This window comes from Streptomyces sp. NPDC058086 (assembly GCF_042885015.1).
Classification (GTDB): Bacteria; Actinomycetota; Actinomycetes; order Streptomycetales; family Streptomycetaceae; genus Streptomyces.
The window spans coordinates 53,958-71,790 of sequence record NZ_JBHVST010000002.1; the positions used below are offsets into that span (position 1 = coordinate 53,958).

The 17,833-nt window shown below is 70.3% G+C and carries 16 protein-coding genes; 8 read left to right on the plus strand and 8 right to left on the minus strand.

What is annotated here, in order from left to right:
- Positions 1–48 precede the first annotated feature (48 nt).
- Positions 49–702 (minus strand): TetR/AcrR family transcriptional regulator, encoded by a 654-nt coding sequence (locus ACFVWD_RS01765; RefSeq protein ID WP_168507640.1) that lies wholly within the window; start codon positions 700–702, stop codon positions 49–51.
- An 84-nt stretch (positions 703–786) separates the two neighbouring features.
- Here ACFVWD_RS01765 and ACFVWD_RS01770 point away from each other — a divergent pair, with 84 nt between their 5' ends.
- From ACFVWD_RS01770 to ACFVWD_RS01780, 3 genes are all read left to right on the plus strand, one after another.
- Entirely contained in the window at positions 787–1,938 is a 1,152-nt protein-coding gene (locus ACFVWD_RS01770) for an acyl-CoA dehydrogenase family protein (protein ID WP_389593309.1), read from the plus strand.
- Positions 1,939–2,008: 70 nt separating this feature from the next.
- Positions 2,009–2,239 (plus strand): YiaA/YiaB family inner membrane protein, encoded by a 231-nt coding sequence (locus ACFVWD_RS01775; RefSeq protein WP_168507636.1) that lies wholly within the window; start codon positions 2,009–2,011, stop codon positions 2,237–2,239.
- Between the two features lie 60 nt (positions 2,240–2,299).
- Positions 2,300–2,926 carry a TetR/AcrR family transcriptional regulator gene (locus ACFVWD_RS01780; RefSeq protein WP_389593310.1) on the plus strand — a complete coding sequence of 209 codons (627 nt, stop codon included), beginning with the start codon at positions 2,300–2,302 and terminating at the stop codon, positions 2,924–2,926.
- 25 nt (positions 2,927–2,951) lie between these two features.
- Here ACFVWD_RS01780 and ACFVWD_RS01785 read toward each other — a convergent pair whose 3' ends face one another.
- Entirely contained in the window at positions 2,952–3,413 is a 462-nt protein-coding gene (locus ACFVWD_RS01785) for a MaoC family dehydratase (RefSeq protein ID WP_101408248.1), read from the minus strand.
- A 107-nt stretch (positions 3,414–3,520) separates the two neighbouring features.
- Between ACFVWD_RS01785 and soxR the strand changes: the two genes are divergently transcribed.
- On the plus strand, positions 3,521–4,048 hold the full coding sequence (soxR, locus tag ACFVWD_RS01790) for a redox-sensitive transcriptional activator SoxR (RefSeq protein WP_389593312.1): 528 nt from the start codon (positions 3,521–3,523) through the stop codon (positions 4,046–4,048).
- 69 nt (positions 4,049–4,117) lie between these two features.
- Here the strand turns inward: soxR and ACFVWD_RS01795 are convergent, their stop codons facing one another.
- Both ACFVWD_RS01795 and ACFVWD_RS01800 read right to left on the minus strand, forming a co-directional pair.
- Positions 4,118–5,185, minus strand: coding sequence for an RNA ligase (ATP) (locus ACFVWD_RS01795; RefSeq protein ID WP_389593314.1), 1,068 nt, complete (start codon positions 5,183–5,185; stop codon positions 4,118–4,120).
- Between the two features lie 367 nt (positions 5,186–5,552).
- Entirely contained in the window at positions 5,553–6,155 is a 603-nt protein-coding gene (locus tag ACFVWD_RS01800) for a hypothetical protein (protein WP_099923507.1), read from the minus strand.
- A gap of 357 nt (positions 6,156–6,512) precedes the next feature.
- On the opposite strand from ACFVWD_RS01800, the gene ACFVWD_RS01805 reads away from it, so the two are divergent.
- The gene (locus ACFVWD_RS01805; protein ID WP_389593316.1) at positions 6,513–9,305 is read left to right on the plus strand and encodes a penicillin acylase family protein; all 2,793 of its coding nucleotides are present in this window, start codon (positions 6,513–6,515) and stop codon (positions 9,303–9,305) included.
- Positions 9,306–9,339: 34 nt separating this feature from the next.
- Here ACFVWD_RS01805 and ACFVWD_RS01810 read toward each other — a convergent pair whose 3' ends face one another.
- Both ACFVWD_RS01810 and ACFVWD_RS01815 read right to left on the minus strand, forming a co-directional pair.
- A complete protein-coding gene (locus ACFVWD_RS01810) occupies positions 9,340–10,689 on the minus strand; it encodes a serine-threonine protein kinase (RefSeq protein WP_389593318.1) in 1,350 nt (449 codons plus the stop codon).
- Between the two features lie 110 nt (positions 10,690–10,799).
- On the minus strand, positions 10,800–12,044 hold the full coding sequence (locus ACFVWD_RS01815) for an exo-beta-N-acetylmuramidase NamZ domain-containing protein (protein WP_389593320.1): 1,245 nt from the start codon (positions 12,042–12,044) through the stop codon (positions 10,800–10,802).
- A 252-nt stretch (positions 12,045–12,296) separates the two neighbouring features.
- On the opposite strand from ACFVWD_RS01815, the gene ACFVWD_RS01820 reads away from it, so the two are divergent.
- From ACFVWD_RS01820 to ACFVWD_RS01830, 3 genes are all read left to right on the plus strand, one after another.
- Positions 12,297–13,061 carry an SDR family oxidoreductase gene (locus tag ACFVWD_RS01820; protein WP_168490229.1) on the plus strand — a complete coding sequence of 255 codons (765 nt, stop codon included), beginning with the start codon at positions 12,297–12,299 and terminating at the stop codon, positions 13,059–13,061.
- Entirely contained in the window at positions 13,058–14,719 is a 1,662-nt protein-coding gene (locus ACFVWD_RS01825) for a class I adenylate-forming enzyme family protein (RefSeq protein ID WP_389593322.1), read from the plus strand. Before ACFVWD_RS01820 ends, ACFVWD_RS01825 begins: the two co-directional genes overlap by 4 nt.
- 64 nt (positions 14,720–14,783) lie before the next feature.
- Positions 14,784–15,377, plus strand: coding sequence for a TetR/AcrR family transcriptional regulator (locus ACFVWD_RS01830; protein WP_168507616.1), 594 nt, complete (start codon positions 14,784–14,786; stop codon positions 15,375–15,377).
- Between the two features lie 171 nt (positions 15,378–15,548).
- Here ACFVWD_RS01830 and ACFVWD_RS01835 read toward each other — a convergent pair whose 3' ends face one another.
- Together ACFVWD_RS01835 and ACFVWD_RS01840 are read right to left on the minus strand one after the other, a co-directional pair.
- Entirely contained in the window at positions 15,549–16,763 is a 1,215-nt protein-coding gene (locus ACFVWD_RS01835) for an acyl-CoA dehydrogenase family protein (protein WP_389593324.1), read from the minus strand.
- Positions 16,764–16,769: 6 nt separating this feature from the next.
- Positions 16,770–17,792 (minus strand): phosphotransferase family protein, encoded by a 1,023-nt coding sequence (locus tag ACFVWD_RS01840; RefSeq protein WP_352050919.1) that lies wholly within the window; start codon positions 17,790–17,792, stop codon positions 16,770–16,772.
- Positions 17,793–17,833: the final 41 nt, after the last annotated feature.

Consider the following 17,833-nt stretch of genomic DNA (forward strand, 5'->3'; position numbering starts at 1 on the left):
CACCCACCCGCAGCCAACAAACCCACCCGGGGGTCGGCGGGGGCGGGATCAAACCGCCTCCGCGCCGTCGGCCGTCACCCTCCCGAACTGCTCCGTCAACCCGTCCAGCAACGCCCCGAGCCCCACTTCGAAGGCCCGCTCGTCCACCTTCTCCTGCTGCTCGGCGAGCAGGTGGGCCTGCCCGAGGTGGGGATAGTCGGCGGGGTCGTACGCACTCTCGTCGTCGACGAAACCGCCGGCGAAGGAGCCGAGGGCGGAGCCCATGATGAAGTAGCGCATCAGGGCGCCGATCGACGTGGCCTGGGCCGGTGGCCAGCCGGCGTCGACCATCGCGCCGAAGACGGCGTCCGCGAGGCGCAGCCCGGCGGGTCGGCGCCCGGGACCGCGGGCGAGGACCGGGACGATGTTCGGGTGGTCGCGCAGCGCCGCACGGTAGGACACGGCCCAGTCGTGCAGGGCGGTACGCCACTCCCGCCCGTCCTCGAACATCGACAGGTCGACCTGCGCGCTCACGGAGTCCGCGACCGCTTCCAGGATCTGGTCCTTGGTGCGGAAGTGGTTGTAGAGGGAGGGCCCGCTCACGCCCAGTTCGGCGGCGAGCCGCCGCGTGGAGACGGCGGCCAGCCCCTCCGCGTCCACCAGCGCCCGTGCCGTGTCGACGATCCGGTCGGTGCTCAGGAGGGGCTTGCGCGGTCGGGCCATGGCGCACATAGTAGGGCTGCGGACTTAAACTAGCAGTGCTAATTTAGCTTTTCGAATGTACGGCTTTCAAGTGGGGTGACCGTCATGAACCTGGAGCTCAGCGAGGAGCAGACCGCCGTCCGGCAACTCGCCAAGGACTTCGTGGACCGCGAGATCGCCCCTCATGTCGTCGAGTGGGACCGCGCGGAGGAGGTCGACCGCTCGCTCGTGAAGAAGCTCGGCGAGGTCGGCTTCCTCGGGCTCACCGTCGACGAGGAGTACGGCGGCAGCGGCGGCGACCACCTCGCCTACTGCCTCGTGACGGAGGAACTGGGCCGCGGTGACTCCTCCGTGCGCGGCATCGTCTCCGTCTCGCTCGGTCTCGTGGCCAAGACGATCGCGTACTGGGGGAGTGAGGAGCAGAAGCGGCAGTGGCTGCCGGGGCTGACCTCCGGCGCGTACGTGGGCTGCTTCGGTCTCACCGAGCCCGGCACCGGCTCGGACGCGGGCAACCTGACGACGAAGGCCGTACGCGACGGCGACGACCACGTCATCAACGGCACCAAGATGTTCATCACCAACGGGACCTGGGCCGACGTCGTCCTGCTCTTCGCCCGCTCCACCGACGCGCCCGGCCACAGGGGCGTCTCCGCCTTCCTCGTGCCGACCGACACCCCCGGCCTGACCCGCCGCACCATCCACGGCAAGCTCGGCCTGCGCGGCCAGGCCACCGCCGAACTCGTCCTGGAGGACGTACGCGTACCCGCGAGTGCCATGCTCGCGCCCGAGGGCAAGGGGTTCTCCGTGGCCATGTCGGCCCTGGCCAAGGGGCGGATGTCGGTCGCCGCCGGGTGCGTCGGCATCGCCCAGGCGGCCCTGGACGTCGCCGTGCGGTACGCGACCGAGCGGGAGCAGTTCGGGAAGACCATCGCGCACCACCAGCTCGTCCAGGAACTGATCAGCGACATCGCCGTCGACGTGGACGCGGCACGGCTGCTGACCTGGCGGGTCGCCGATCTCGTCGACCGCGGACTGCCCTTCGCCACGGAGTCGTCGAAGGCCAAGCTCTTCGCCTCCGAGGCCGCCGTGCGCGCCGCGAACAACGCCCTCCAGGTCTTCGGCGGCTACGGCTACATCGATGAGTACCCGGCGGGCAAGCTGCTGCGCGACGCCCGAGTGATGACCCTCTACGAAGGCACCAGCCAGATACAGAAACTGGTCATCGGGCGTGCGCTGACGGGGGTTTCCGCCTTCTGAGTACGCCCGCACGCGGTACTGAGTACGTGGGCGGATGCGGCGGCGGCCGCGTCCGCCGACCCTTGTCCCCATGAGTGAGACACCCGTCAAGCATCTGAACACGGCGGCCTTCTACGGCCAGGCCGTGGCCTCCTTCTCCGTCGCCATGGTGGCGACCGCCGTCGGCATCTACAAGCTGCACGCCGACGCCTGGGTGCGTGCCTTTCTGGCCATCGCCGTCCTCTATCTGGTGACGTCGTCCTTCACGCTGGCCAAGGTGATCCGTGACCGTCAGGACGCGGGCGCCGACCGGGCGCGCTAAGCGCCCGCTCACCTTCGGCGGTATGGTGTACCTCCTGTCAGCGAGAGGGGCGAACCAGCGATGAGTACGGCGGAGGAGACGGCCGGCGGCGAGATGCAGCCGTGGGCCGAGGTCACCCCGGACGCGGCCCGGCGGCTGCTCGTCGCCGCCGTGGAGGCCTTCGCCGAGCGCGGATACCACGCGACGACGACCCGGGACATCGCGGGCCGCGCGGGCATGAGCCCCGCCGCGCTCTACATCCACTACAAGACCAAGGAGGAGCTCCTCCACCGCATCAGCCGGATCGGGCACGACAAGGCGCTCGACATCGTGCGCGGCGCGGCGCAGGGCGGCGGCAGCGCCGCCGAGCGGCTGACCGACGCCGTGCGGTCCTTCGTACGGTGGCACGCCGGGCAGCACACCACCGCGCGGGTCGTGCAGTACGAGCTGGAAGCCCTCGGAACCGAGGCGCGGGCGGAGATCGTCGCGCTGCGGCGGCAGACCGACGCGGCCGTGCGCGGCATCATCGAGGACGGCGTGGCGGCCGGCGACTTCGACGTGCCGGACGTGCCGGGCACCACGCTCGCTGTGCTCTCCCTCTGCATCGACGTGGCCCGCTGGTTCAACGTCAACGGGCCCCGTACGCCCGACGAGGTCGGCACGCTCTACGCCGACCTCGTACTGCGGATGGTCGGGGCCAAGGAGTAGCGGCCCCGGGACGCGTGCGGGGTGCTCAGACGTAGTAGCGCGACACCGACTCGGCGACGCACACCGGCTTGTCGCCGCCCTCGCGCTCCACGGTGAAGGCCACGGACACCTGGACACCGCCGGGTACGTCCTCGACGCCGGTGATCTTCGCGGTGGCGCGCAGCCGTGAGCCGACCGGTACGGGGGCGGGGAAACGGACCTTGTTCGTTCCGTAGTTGACGCCCATCTTCACGCCTTCGACCTTGATCAGCTGCGGGCCGAAGAGCGGGAGCAGCGACAGGGTGAGGTAGCCGTGCGCGATCGTCGTGCCGAAGGGGCCGGTCGCGGCCTTCTCGGGGTCGACGTGGATCCACTGGTGGTCGCCGGTCGCCTCCGCGAAGAGGTCGATCCGCTTCTGCTCGATCTCGACCCAGTCGCTGTACCCCAGCTGCTCGCCCACCGCGGCCCGCAGTTCGTCGACCGTCGCGAACGTCCTCGGCTCTGCCATCTTCCCGACCTCCCACGTATCCATGTCTAAGCAACTGCTTAGCATGGTCGGGCGCGGGGCGCATGTCAACGGACCGGACGTGTGACGAAGTAGGTAGGGTTGGAGGGGTGCCCCAGATCCCTGAGAAGATCCACGAGCTGACCGTCGGCCAGCTGTCGGCCCGCAGCGGCGCCGCCGTCTCCGCCCTGCACTTCTACGAGTCCAAGGGCCTGATCAGCAGCCGGCGCACCACCGGCAACCAACGCCGCTACCACCGCGACACGCTGCGCCGTGTCGCCTTCGTCCGGGCCGCCCAACGCGTCGGCATCCCCCTCGCCACCATCCGCGAGGCGCTCGCCGAACTCCCCGAGGAGCGCACCCCGACACGCGAGGACTGGGCCCGGCTGTCGGAGGCCTGGCGTTCCGAACTGGAGGAGCGGATCAAGCAGTTGAGCCGGCTGCGAGACCACCTGACCGACTGCATCGGGTGCGGCTGTCTGTCCCTCGAGAACTGCGTGCTGTCCAACCCGGACGACGTCTTCGGCGAGCGTCAGGCGGGCTCCCGGCTCATGGTGGAGCGCGTCACCGCGCGGCCGAAGCCGCGGCAGTCACAGGGGTCGCAGCAGTCGCAGCAGGCGGCCGAGGAGTGCTGCTGAGGGGCACCCCTCGGTCCGCCCCGTGGGCGGGCGCAACCAGCGGCTCCCGTGCCGCGACCGCCCGGCCCGTCACTCGTACTCCGTGCCGCCCTTGCGCGTCAGATAAGCAGGGCTGACCGCCTTCGCGATGGCCCGGCCGCCGGTCACCGGGCTGTAGCGCTCTACGGTCGGCCGGATCACGACGCCCTCCCGCAGATGCAGAGCGCGCCCGGACACGGTCTCCCGGCCCGAGGCGACCTCCAGGACGCGGTCGATGTCGTACGGGCCCTCGTACAGCCGTGGCACCAGCGGCAGTTCGCCGTCGAGGAGCGCCGCCGCGTCCAGCCAGCGGACCTCGCCGGCGATCTCCGCGGACACGTCGAACACGGCGTAGCCGAGGGACTCGCGGCGGCCGTCGGCGCCGTACGACAGGTCCTGCACACCGGCCCCGTACACCTCGCCGAAGATGCCGACCCGGCGGGCGCCGAGCCGTTCGGCGAGCCGGGCCGCGGCCGCCGCGACGCCGTGGGCGTGGACGGCGCGCCAGTACAGATTGCGGGGATCCTCCTTGAGGGCGAGGGACTTGGCGCCGAAGCCCTTGGAGGAGACGTACACGCGGTCCTGGTCGGCGACGTGGGTCAGCAGGCAGGCCGAGCCGTGCAGCTTCTCCGTCAGGACGACGTTCTCGTCCGGCGCGAAGATGTCCGGGTACCGCTGGATGTTCTCGATGTCGACCCAGGGCAGCAGATCGGGCGCGGACTCGACGTCGCCGTTCATGGTGGGCGGGACCGGCGGCACCCACTTGACGACACCGAGCGCCTCGGCGAAGTCGGTGCCGTCCGCGGCGGCCCGCGCCAGGTCGACGTCGGCCAGCGCCTTCGGGCGGCAGACGATGCCCTGCGACAGCTCACCGCGCAGGCGTACGGCCTTGACGCGGTCCGAACCGGGGCCCGCGAGGCGTCCGGTCAGGCCCAGCTCCTCGATGAGAGTGGTGGGGAGCACGGACTGCTCGGGGATGTAGACGGCACTCTCGCCGGTGCGGTAGGCGCCCTTGGCGACGACGGCTCGATACAGGCCCACTTGGGCCAGTTCGAGCGCGTCGGCGTTCGGATGCTCATGGACGGTCAGCACTTCGGCGGTGACGCGCAGCGTCGACATCGGGACTCCTCGGGTTCCGCGGGTACCTCAACGGGGTTTCATCGAGCCCAACTGTCCCGAGGAGAAAGAGCTGGAGCGAACGGATTTGCGCCTGCTAGCGTCGGCCCACCGGGTGTCTTCAGTCGCGCCCCCGTCGAGGCCAGCGCCCCGCCAAGGGCGCGGGGAACCGCGCGCCCAGCCACGGACAAACCCGCGGCCGACAGCGCCCCGAAGGGGCGCGGGGAACCGCGCGCCCAGCCACACACGACCCCGCAGCCGACGACTCACCCGCAGTTCCCGTAACCCGGCCGACCCCGACCCCGACCCCGACCCCGACCCCGACCCTCACCCCAACCCCCGCCGCCCCCCGTTCAACCCAGCGGAGCGCTCACGCAGAGACCAGCAACCGCCCGCGCCTGGCCTCCGCCAGCGCCTCGGGCGTGAGGACGGGCCGCGGTACGACGATTCCGCAATCCGTGCAGACGGGACCCGACGACGGTTCGTGGGCCAGGTCGTACTTCCAGGTGAGGCGCTCACCGGTGCAGACCGGGCAGACCGTGCCCGGCTCGCGCTCCAGCGCGGCGATCAGCCGGCGCAGCACCTCTGCCAGTGATTCGTGGGGGTGGATCCGCGGATCGTCGCACCACGCGACGCCGAATCCGCCCCAGGTCAGCCGATGCCAGTCGTCCACGCTGCCCGGCCGGCGCAGCCCGTCGTGCTTCTCCTTCTTGCGGCGCTCGGCGAACTCGACCTCGTAGGCGAGCCAGACGGAGCGGGCCTCCTCCAACTCGTCCAGTGCGGCCACGAGCCGCGCTGGATCGGGGGACCGGTCCTCGGGACCGAACCCGGCCCGGGAGCAGAGATGGTCCCAGGTCGCCCGATGCCCGTAAGGGGCGAACCTCTCCAGGCACTTGCGCAGTGAATAGCGTCGCAGTGCCAGATCATTCCTCGGATCTCGCACCTGTCTCGCCAGACTCCGAAAACCCGCCATCGCCCTGCACCTCCGTCACACCTGCACCTGTACTTCGGTCACTTCGGCGTTGCCGTCCCAGGGACGTCGCCGAGTAGACGTATCGACACGCGATTCGGCTCCATCCAATTTCCGATGAGCGCCATAAGTCACCGGCCGAACTCCCTCCGGCCTACCTCCCTTCGCTGTCAGCCACCTGCTGAAAAGCCTGTGGGCCGGGATGCCGGGGTGTCGCCGGATCCGCATGGCCCGTCGATCTCTAAACGGCTCGTGACGTCTGAACAGCTCAGTGATCGTTGAAAAGTTGACGCATGTTCATCTTCCAACTCGGGGATACCGGCGGTAACGTCCGGCCCACCCCCGTCGGTAGGAGCAGCCATGCCACGGCGCACCGCACGCACCGCACTCGACAGACTGAGAACTCCCCGCAGATTCCCCAAGTTCCTGGGGGCGGCCTCCATCTGTGCTCTCATAGCCGCCCTGCTGTCCCCGCTGACCCAGGCGGCGGCCGCCGACAGCACGGCCGCGCTCGCCGCCAACGACTACTGCGGCGGCCAGTGTTCCGACATCCTCCCGCCCGGTCAGAACGGCAACGCCACCCTCGCCCAGATCCTCCTCAACCAGGCCTTCGGCATCCAGCCCGACCACGCCGAGGACCAGCTCGGCCCCTACAACAACCTGGCCTCGGGCGCCGCCACGCTCACCGACGCCAAGATCAACGACTTCTTCAACGACGCGTCCTTCGGGGTCGCCTCCGACCAGGTCGCCTCCACCACCGCGCCCGGCGGACGCACCGACGTGACGATCGTCCGCGACAAGAAGACCGGTGTGCCGCACATCACCGGCACCACCCGCTACGGCACCGAGTACGGCGCCGGGTACGCCGCCGCCCAGGACCGGCTGTGGCTGATGGACGTCTTCCGGCACGTCGGCCGCGGCCAGCTGACCTCCTTCGCCGGCGGGGCCTCCTCCAACCAGGGCCTGGAGCAGGAGTTCTGGCGCAACGCGCCCTACACCGAGGCCGTTCTGCAGACCCAGATCGACAACGCCATCGCGAACAACGGCGCCCGCGGCCAGCAGGCCCTCACCGACGCCAACGCCTACATCGACGGCATCAACGCCTACATCGACGCCTCCGACAGCGGCCGCTACTTCCCCGGTGAGTACGTCCTGACCGGCCACAAGGACTCCATCACCAACGCCGGCACCATCGACCACTTCAAGATCACCGACCTGGTCGCGCTGGCCTCCGTCATCGGCTCGCTCTTCGGCTCCGGAGGCGGCGGCGAGGTCAACAACGCCGTCTCGCTGCTGGCCGCCCAGTCCAAGTACGGTGTGACCGAGGGCACCAAGGTCTGGGAGTCCTTCCGCGAGCGCAACGATCCCGAGGCGGCGCTCACCGTCCACAACGGGGAGAGCTTCCCGTACGCCTCGAAGCCCGACACCGCGCAGGGCGAGGCCCTGCCCGACGCCGGCTCGGTGACCCAGGAGCCACTGGTCTACGACCGCACCGGCAGCGCGGCCACCGCCACCGCCACCAGCGCCTCGGCGACGGCGGCCGCCACCACCCTCACCTCCGCGAAGCGCGGGATGTCCAACGCCCTCGTGGTGAGCGGCAAGTACACCGCCAGCGGTCACCCCATCGCCGTCTTCGGGCCGCAGACCGGCTACTTCGCGCCACAGCTCCTCATGCTCCAGGAAATCCAGGGACCAGGACTCAGCGCGCGCGGCGCCTCCTTCGCGGGCCTGAGCATGTACGTCGAACTCGGCCGCGGCCAGGACTACTCCTGGAGCGCGACGACCTCCGGCCAGGACATCATCGACACGTACGCCGTCGAACTGTGCCAGGACGACATCCACTACCTGTACCACGGCACCTGCACCGCCATGGACAAGGTCGAGCGGACCAACTCCTGGAAGCCGACCACGGCCGACGGCACCGCGGCGGGCTCGTACCGTATGCAGGTCTACCGGACCAAGTACGGTCCCGTGGAGTACCGCGCGACGGTCGGAGGCAAGAAGGTCGCGTACACGACCCTGCGCTCCTCCTACATGCACGAGGCCGACTCGATCATCGGCTTCCAGATGCTCAACGACCCGGACTACGTGAAGAGCCCGGGGACGTTCCAGAGCGCGGTTCAGCACATCAACTACACCTTCAACTGGTTCTACGCCGACTCCTCGCACACCGCGTACTACAACAGCGGTGACAACCCGGTGCGGGCGGCCGGCGTCGACGCCGAGTTCCCGGTCTGGGCGCAGGCCGCCTACGAGTGGCAGAACTGGGACCCGACGACGAACACCGCCTCGTACACCCCGCCGTCCGCGCACCCCAACTCCATCGACCAGGACTACTACATCTCCTGGAACAACAAGCAGGCCAAGGACTACACCACGGCTTCCTGGGGCGACGGTTCCGTGCACCGCGGGAACCTCCTGGAGGACCGGGTGAAGAAGCTGGTCGCCGCGGGCGGGGTGACCAGGTCCTCGCTCACCAAGGCGATGGCCGACGCCGCGCTGGCCGATCTGCGGGCCGAGGACGTGCTGCCGAAGCTGCTGAAGGTCATCAACAGTTCGACGGTCACGGACACCACGGCCGCGGCGGCGGTGACCAAACTGTCCGACTGGGTGACGGCCGGAGCCAAGCGCAAGGAGACCTCGGCCGGCTCGAAGGCCTACGCCAACGCCGACGCGATCCGCATCCTGGACGCCTGGTGGCCGCTGCTGGTGAAGGCCGAGTTCGAACCCGGTCTCGGCACCGACCTGTACACGGCCTTCTCCAACAACCTGCCCATCGACGAGTCCCCGTCGGCCGCGCACGGCCCGACCGGCGCGCACGCCGGAAGCTCCTTCCAGTACGGCTGGTGGAGCTATGTCGACAAGGACATTCGGACGGTCCTCGGTGAGTCGGTGCAGGGCGGACTGTCGCAGAAGTACTGCGGCGGCGGCAGCCTCAGCGCCTGCCGGGACGCCCTGATCAGCACACTCAAGACGGCGGCCGGTCTGACCGCCGCCCAGGTCTACCCGGGCGACGACCAGTGCTCGGCGGGCGACCAGTGGTGTGCCGACTCGATCGTCCAGCGGACGCTCGGCGGTATCAAGCACGGCAAGATCACCTGGCAGAACCGGCCGACCTACCAGCAGGTGGTGGAGTACACGTCGCACCGGTGACCCCGGGGCGTTTCGGAGACTCCCCGGCGGCGGGTCATTGAACGCGGCCCGCCGCCAGCACCACCTGGGCCAGCTCCCGGTGGCAGATGTCGCTGTGGGCCCCGCACGGGGGCCCGCCGCGGTTCACCACCGCGCACGCGTCGACGTTCACGCACCCCGACACCGGCAGCTTCGCGCGCAGCGCGTCGGCGAGCGTGAACGTCTTCGTGCCCTCCACCGCCTGCACCCCGTCGTGTCCCATCGCGCCCCAGCGGGCACCCAGGAGATGTCCGGGGTCGAGGTCGATCCCCAGCACCGAACGGTCGTCGTCCGCCATCCGGGAGGCCAGCGGATAGATCGTGCCCAGTGCCGTGTCGAAGTGGGAGTAGCAGCACACCAGGGGGCCGTCGACGCGGCTCTGCAGACCGTGCAGCGCGCCGCTCGCCCGCGGGTCGCCGGGCACTTGCGCGGCGAACGCGTAGTGCGAGAAGGCCCCTTGGAGCAGCGTCACGGACTTCACCGTGCGCACGCCCTCGGGCAGTCCGCGCAGCGCGAAGGAGACCAGCCGTCCGCCGAAGCTGTGCCCGACCAGGTGCACGCGCACCCCGGGCGCGGCGGCCGCGAGCTGCCCGAGCGCGTGCCCGAGCCCACGCTCACCCACCGTGCCCGCGCGCCGCTTCATGGCGTAGTAGGTGGCCTGGCGCAGCAGTTCGCGCGCCCCGTCCCAGGGCCGCGGCAGCGCGAAGGTCTCGCCGGGGGCCGTCATCCCGGCCAGCGCCTCGGCGAACTCGCCGCACACCGTGGCCGTGTCCCCGAAGAGCATCGCGGGGTCGCCCTGCGGCGTGCCCTCCCCGAGCGTGCCCTCCCCGAGCGTGTCCGCGGCGCAGGCGGCCTGCGGTCCCTGGGGCGGTACCTCCACGAGCAGCCGTACCAGACGCCCGAACTCCTCCAACGAGGCTCCCTCGTCCGGCTGTTGGTCCAGCAGGCGCGCGATCTGCTCGACGACCGTCGCCCGCCCCGGGAACACCTCCAGGAGCGCGTGCCGGGTGTCCTTGTCGAGCGCCGTACGGGCGGCGGCGGGTATGTCGGCGGGGACGGCGGCGGCCACCGACCGGGGAAAGTCGGGGATCGGTTCGTCCGAGAACCGCATCGAGGGCCACACCACACCGACGTAGCCCAGACGCGCGTGCGGTGCGAGGTCCGGGACGGGCGCGAAGAACTGGCTGTAGAGGCGGGTCGCGCCGGAACGGTCGTTGTTCCAGCCGTGCGCGAAGACGATCAGATCACGCACTCCGCGCCGGGGCACCTCCGCGAGCAGCCGGTCCCTTTCCCGGCCGTCCACGTCCCCGTCCGCGTCGAAGGTCAGCTCCCAGTAGGGAGAAACACTGACTGCCGGATCCGCCATGGCAAGCCCCCTCGTCCCCCGAAGGCGGTGCGATGTGGGCGCATCGTCCTACCGGGGGCGAAGATTGGCCATACGTCACGACTCAACCGGGGAAAAGAAGTTCTTTCCGCTCATCCGTAGAGAAGATATTCCTTCCGGATCCGCTGGAAGGCCTTCAGCTCGTCCTGCCAGGCGGCCACGACCTCGTCGGCCGTAGCCCCCGCGTCGATCATCGTGCGCACGCTCGTGGAGCCGGTCAGCTTGTCGATCCAGTTGTCCGAGCGCCAGGCGAAGCCGCTCCAGACCTTCTTGGCGGTCACCAGGAGCGCGATTCCGGTGCGGACGGGGTCGTACGCGGCCCGGTCGTGCACATGGATCTGCGCGCCGCCGATCGTCTTTCCCTGGAACTTGGAGAAGGTCGGAGCGAAATACGCCTCCCTGAAGCGCACGCCCGGGACCTTGAGCCGGTTCGCCTCCAGAGCCCATCGGCCGTCGATGCCCTCCGCGCCCAGCAGTTCGAACGGGCGGGTCGTACCGCGCCCCTCCGACAGGTTGGTCCCCTCGAAGAGGCATGTCCCGGAGTACACCAGGGCGGTGTCGGCCGTCGGCATGTTCGGGCTCGGCGGCACCCAGGGCAGGCCGGAGGCGTCGTAGAAGTCCGACCGCTTCCAGCCCGACATCAGTACGGTGGTCAGCTCCACCGGCGCCGCCAGGAACTCCCCGTTGAACAGCCGCGCCAGCTCCGCCACCGTCATTCCGTGCGCCTGCGCGATGGGCTGCCGCCCGACGAACGTCGCGAACTCCTTGTGCAGCACCGGGCCCTGGGCGGCCCGTCCGGTCACCGGGTTCGGCCGGTCCAGCACCAAGAAGGGCTTGCCCGCGAGCCGGGCCGCCTCCATGCAGTCGTACAGCGTCCAGATGTACGTGTAGAAACGCGCGCCCACGTCCTGGATGTCGAAGACGACGGTGTCCACGCCGGAGGCGGTGAAGACGTCGGCGAGAGGCTTGCCGCTCTTGAGGTACGTGTCGTAGACCGGGAGTCCGGTCGCCGGGTCGTCGTAGCGGCCCTCGGAGCCGCCGGCCTGCGCGGTGCCGCGGAAACCGTGTTCCGGGCCGAAGACGGCGGTCAGCTCGACGTGGGGGTCGGCGTGCATGACGTCGACGATGTGACGAACGTCTCTGGTGACGCCGGTGGGGTTCGTGACGACGCCGACGCGCCGTCCTTGGAGGGCGGCGTAGCCGCTCGCCTGGAGCTGCTCGAAGCCGGTGCGGAGGGGGTCGGCATGGGATGTTGTCCTGGTGGGGGCGGTGGTTACCGCGAGGGTGGCTGTGGCTGTGGCTGTGGCTGCCAGGAGGGCTCGGCGGGAGGGGCGCATGGGGGGACCTCCGTGATCGCGGAAGGTTGGCAACGGCACGTTATGCGCTCCCGCGGACGGTTCGTAAGCGGCAGGCCGTATGTGGCTGGTCGCGCCCACGCGGCGGAGCCGCATGTGTCAGAGCCCCGCGCCCCTGAAGGGGCGCTCCTGCGGGCCGGAGCTGTCAAAGGGCCCTTCCCCTGTTACATACCGACTGGTTAGTCTGGGGTCGCAGCTGAGCCGTGTTGTGTCGCGTCGTGTCGAAGGAGACCGATGGTGGAAGCCGTGCAGGATGCGGGAGTGGTCGTCACCGGGGCCGGAGGCGGCATCGGGGCCGCGCTGGCCCGTCGATTCGCCGCCGAGGGGGCCCGGGTCGTCGTCAACGACCTGGACGCCGCCAAGGCGAAGGCCGTGGCCGAGGAGATCGGGGCGATCGCGGTCCCCGGCGACGCGTCCGCGATCGTGGCCGAGGCCCGGGACGCCCTCGGAGGCACCATCGACGTCTACTGCGCCAACGCGGGCCTGCCCTCGGCCGGCAGCGAGTCGGCCGACGAGAAGGTCTGGGCGCTCGCCTGGGACGTCAACGTGATGGCGCACGTCCGGGCGGCCCAGGAGCTGCTCCCGGCCTGGCTGGAGCGCGGCAGCGGCCGGTTCGTCTCCACCGTCTCCGCCGCCGGACTGCTCACCATGATCGGCGCCGCGCCCTACAGCGTCACCAAGCACGGCGCGTACGCCTTCGCCGAGTGGCTGTCGCTGACGTACCGCCACCGCGGTCTGAAGGTGCACGCGATCTGTCCGCAGGGCGTGCGCACCGACATGCTCGACGCCACCGGCAGCGCGGGCGACCTGGTCCTCCAGCCGACCGCCATCGAGCCGGAGGCCGTCGCCGACGCGCTGTTCGCGGGGATCGAGGAGGACCGCTTCCTGATCCTGCCGCACCCCGAGGTCGCCGGGTACTACCAGGTGCGCGCCACCCAACCGGACCACTGGCTGTCGAACATGAACCACATCCAGCAGAAGTGGGAGGCGACCCGGTGACCACCTACGCCGACCGCCCTTGGGTGGCTCTCCTCAACGACGCCCAGAGCGGCCCGGTGAGCCCGGCCGACTCCCTGGTGCACGCCCTGCGCGGCGCCGTGGCGGACGCCCCGGACCGCGCCGCGCTCGCCTACTTCGACGGGCGGCTGAGCTACCGCGAGGTGGACGAGCTGAGCGACTCCGTCGCCGGGCACCTCGCCGCCCGCGGTCTGGAGCGCGGCGACCGCGTCGCGATCCTGCTCCAGAACTCCCCGCACTTCGTGCTCGCGCTGCTCGGCGCCTGGAAGGCGGGCGCGACCGTCGTGCCGGTCAACCCGATGTACAAGTCGGGAGAGGTCCGCCACGTCCTGCACGACGCGGACGTACGCGCCCTGGTGTGCTCCGACCGCGCGTGGGAGTCGTATCTGCGCGAGACGGCCGCCGACTCGGCCGTGAGTGTCGTCCTCACCGGCTGTGAGTTGGATTTCCAGACTCGGGGCGACGCGCGTGTGCTGACCTTCGAGCGGCTGCCGCAGGCCGCGGACGCCGACGATCTGGCGACGGTCGCCCGGGCGGGCCACAAGGCCCCCGCGGGGCGTGACGCCGAGCCCTCCGACATCGCGCTGATCAGCTACACCTCGGGGACGAGCGGCACCCCCAAGGGGGCCATCAACACGCACGGCAACATCATGTACAACGCCGAGCGGCAGCGGACGGGCCTCGGGCTGCCCGAGGCGCCCGTCTACTTCGCGATGGCGCCCCTGTTCCACATCACCGGGATGGTCTGCCAGCTCGCCGCCTGCCTCAACAGCGCGGGCACGCTCGTCCTCGCCTACCGCTTCGAGGCGGGGGTCGTCCTCGACGCGTTCGCCGAGCACAGGCCGCTGTACACGGTCGGCCCGTCGACCGCCTTCATGGCACTCGCGGCGCATCCGGCGGTCACGCCGGACCACTTCGCCTCCTTCGTGAACATCTCCTCGGGCGGCGCGCCACTGCCGCCGGCCCTGGTGGAGAAGTTCCGGGCGGGCTTCGGGCCCTACATCCGCAACGGCTACGGACTCACCGAGTGCACCGCGCCCTGCGCCTCCGTACCGCCGGGCCGGGAGGCTCCCGTCGACCCGGTCTCGGGCACGCTGGCCGTCGGTGTGCCGGGCCCCGACACGGTCGTACGCATCGTCGACGACCAGGGCCAGGAGGTGCCCTTCGGCGAACAGGGCGAGATCCTCGTACGAGGCCCCCAGGTCGTGCCCGGCTACTGGCGCCGCCCCGAAGCCACCGCCGAGACCTTCCCGGACGGTGAGCTGCGCACCGGCGACATCGGATTCATGGACCCCGAGGGCTGGCTCTACGTCGTCGACCGCAAGAAGGACATGATCAACGCGTCCGGCTTCAAGGTGTGGCCCCGAGAGGTCGAGGACGTGCTCTACACGCACCCCTCGGTCCGGGAGGCGGCCGTCGTCGGCATCCCCGACGGCTACCGCGGCGAGACCGTGAAGGCCTACATCAGCCTGCGGCCCGGCGCGGACGAGGACCCCGACGCGCTCGCCGCGTACTGCAAGGAGAGACTGGCCGCCTACAAGTATCCGCGGCATGTGGAGATCCTGCCCGAGCTGCCGAAGACGGCGAGTGGCAAGATCCTGCGTCGGGAACTGCGTTCCCGTCCCCAGGACTCTCAGTAGACGATCAGACTCTCAGTAGACGACGCATTTCACCGGACAAACGCTTGAAAGGCAGGTGGCGGCAGTGCCCAGGACGACGGACGGAGACGGTACGCCCGTCCCGCAGCGGCTCTTGGCCGCCGCCACCAGGCTCTTCGCCGAGCAGGGCTACGACCGCACATCCGTGCAGGAGATCGTGGAGGCGGCGGGCGTCACCAAGGGCGCGCTGTACCACTACTTCGGCTCCAAGGACGACCTCCTGCACGAGGTGTACGCGCGTGTGCTGCGGCTTCAGCAGGAGCGGCTGGACGCGTTCGCCGATGCCGACGCGCCGGTCGAGGAGCGGTTGCGGGGTGCCGCCGCCGACGTCGTCGTCACCACGATCGACAACCTCGACGACGCGGCGATCTTCTTCCGCTCCATGCACCACCTCAGCCCCGAGAAGGACAAGCAGGTGCGCGCCGAGCGCCGCCGCTACCACGAACGCTTCCGCGCGCTCGTGGAGGAGGGCCAGAAGAAGGGCGTCTTCTCCACCGCCACCCCGGCCGATCTGGTCGTCGACTACCACTTCGGCTCGGTGCACCACCTGTCGACCTGGTACCGCCCCAACGGCCCCCTCACCCCCCAGCAGGTCGCCGACCACCTGGCGGACCTGCTGCTGCGCGCGCTGCGGCCATAGCCTTTCGGCTGCGGGTGAGTGGGGCCTTGTCGCGCAGTTCCCCGCGTCCCTTCAGGGGCGCGGGGAACCGCGCGATCTATTGCGGGGGTCCGGGGCGCAGCCCCCGGGGGACGGGAATGGGCAGGGGCGGCGGGGGCGAAAAGCCCGTCACCGCCCCACCGGACCGGACGGTCACACGTACTTCTTGATCTCCCGTCGCGCCAGCGACCGCTGGTGCACCTCGTCCGGGCCGTCCGCGAGTTTCAGCGTGCGCGCGCTCGCCCACAGCTCGGCCAGCGGGAAGTCCTGACTGACACCGCCCGCACCGTGCAGCTGGACCGCCTTGTCGAGAATGTCGACGACCGTGCGCGGGGTGGCGATCTTGATGGCCTGGATCTCGGTGTGGGCGCCCCTGTTGCCGACGGTGTCCATCATCCACGCGGTCTTCAGGACCAGGAGACGGAGCTGTTCGACGGCGACGCGCGCGTCCGCGATCCAGTTCTGGACCACGCCCTGCTGGGCGAGCGGCTTGCCGAACGCCGTACGGGACACGGCCCGGCGGCACATCAGCTCGATCGCCCGCTCGGCCATGCCGATCAGCCGCATGCAGTGGTGGATACGGCCCGGGCCGAGCCGCGCCTGGGCGATGGCGAAGCCGCCGCCCTCCTCGCCGACGAGGTTGCTCACCGGGACACGGACATGGTCGAAGACGACCTCCGCGTGCCCGCCGTGGGAGTGGTCCTCGTAGCCGTACACCTGCATGGCGCGCCGGACTTCGAGCCCCGGGGTGTCGCGCGGGACCAGGACCATGGACTGCTGGCGGCGGATGTCCGGCCCGTCCGGGTCCGTCTTGCCCATCACGATGAAGATCTTGCAGTCGGGGTTCATCGCCCCGGAGATGTACCACTTGCGGCCGGTGATCACGTACTCGTCACCGTCGCGCTCGATGAGCGTGGTGATGTTGGTGGCGTCGGAGGAGGCCACCTCCGGCTCGGTCATCGCGAACGCCGAGCGGATCTCACCGGCGAGCAGCGGCTCCAGCCACTGCTTCTTCTGCTGCTCGTCGCCGAACTGCGCGAGCACCTCCATGTTGCCGGTGTCCGGCGCGGCGCAGTTCAGCGCGGTGGGCGCCAGGTGCGGGCTGCGGCCGGTGATCTCGGCGAGCGGCGCGTACTGGAGGTTGGTGAGCCCGGCGCCGTACTGTGCGTCGGGCAGGAAGAGATTCCACAGGCCCTGCCTGCGGGCCTCCGCCTTCAACTCCCCGACCACGGCGGGCGTGTCCCACGGCGAGGCCAGTGAGGCGCGCTGCTCCTCCGCCACCGCCTCCGCCGGGTAGACGTACTCGTCCATGAAGGCGAGCAGCTTCCCGCGCAGTTCCTCGGTGCGCGCGTCGAATGCGAAGTCCATGACGGATCAGCCTTCCTGAAGAGTGGTCAGACCGTGCTCGATGAAGAACGGGACCAGTTCACCGATGCGGTCGAAGCCGGCGCCGACCGTCTGGCCGAGCGTGTAGCGGTAGTGGATGCCCTCCAGGATCACGGCGAGCTTGAACCAGGCGAACGCCGTGTACCAGGCGACGTCGGACACGTCGCGCCCCGAGCGCGCGGCGTACCGTTCGATGATCTCGGCCGGGTCCGGGTGCCCGGCGGCCGAGGCGGTCGTGCTGATGGGGGAGTCGGGCAGGTCCAGTGGCGCGCTGTACATCACCAGCAGGCCCAGGTCGGTGAGCGGATCGCCGAGCGTGGACATCTCCCAGTCCAGGATCGCCTTGATCCGGTCGTCCTCGCCGATCAGCACGTTGTCGAGCCGGTAGTCGCCGTGCACGACGGAAGGCGCGGGGGAGTGCGGCAGCTCACGGCCGAGGGCGGCGTGCAGTTCGTCGATCCCGGCGAGCTCGCGGTTCCTGGAGGCGTCCAGCTGCTTGCCCCAGCGGCGCAGTTGCCGGTCGAGGAAGCCCTCGGGGCGCCCGAAGTCGGCGAGGCCCACGGCGGCGGGGTCGACGGCGTGCAGTTCGACGAGCGTGTCGACGAGCCCGAGCACCGCGTCCCGGGTGCGCTCCGGGCCGAGCGGGGCGAGCTGCTCGGCGGTGCGGTACGGGGTGCCGACCACGAACTCCATGACGTAGAAGGGCGCGCCCAGCACCTCCTCGTCCTCGCACAGCAGTACCGGACGCGGTACGGGGACGGCGGTCGGGTGCAGCGCGCTGATGACCCGGTGCTCGCGCTTCATGTCGTGCGCGGTTGCCAGTACGTGCCCGAGCGGGGGCCGTCGCACGACCCAGCTCGTGGTGCCGTCCGTGACCGCGTAAGTGAGGTTCGACCGTCCGCCCTCGATCAGCCGGCCGGTCAGCGGGCCGTGCACCAGACCGGGCCGCTCGCCGTCGAGCAGGCCACGCAGTCGGTCGAGGTCGAGACCTGGCGGGTGGTCGGGACTCATCATTTCTCCTGCACGCCGGGAAACGGGACATGACCATGATG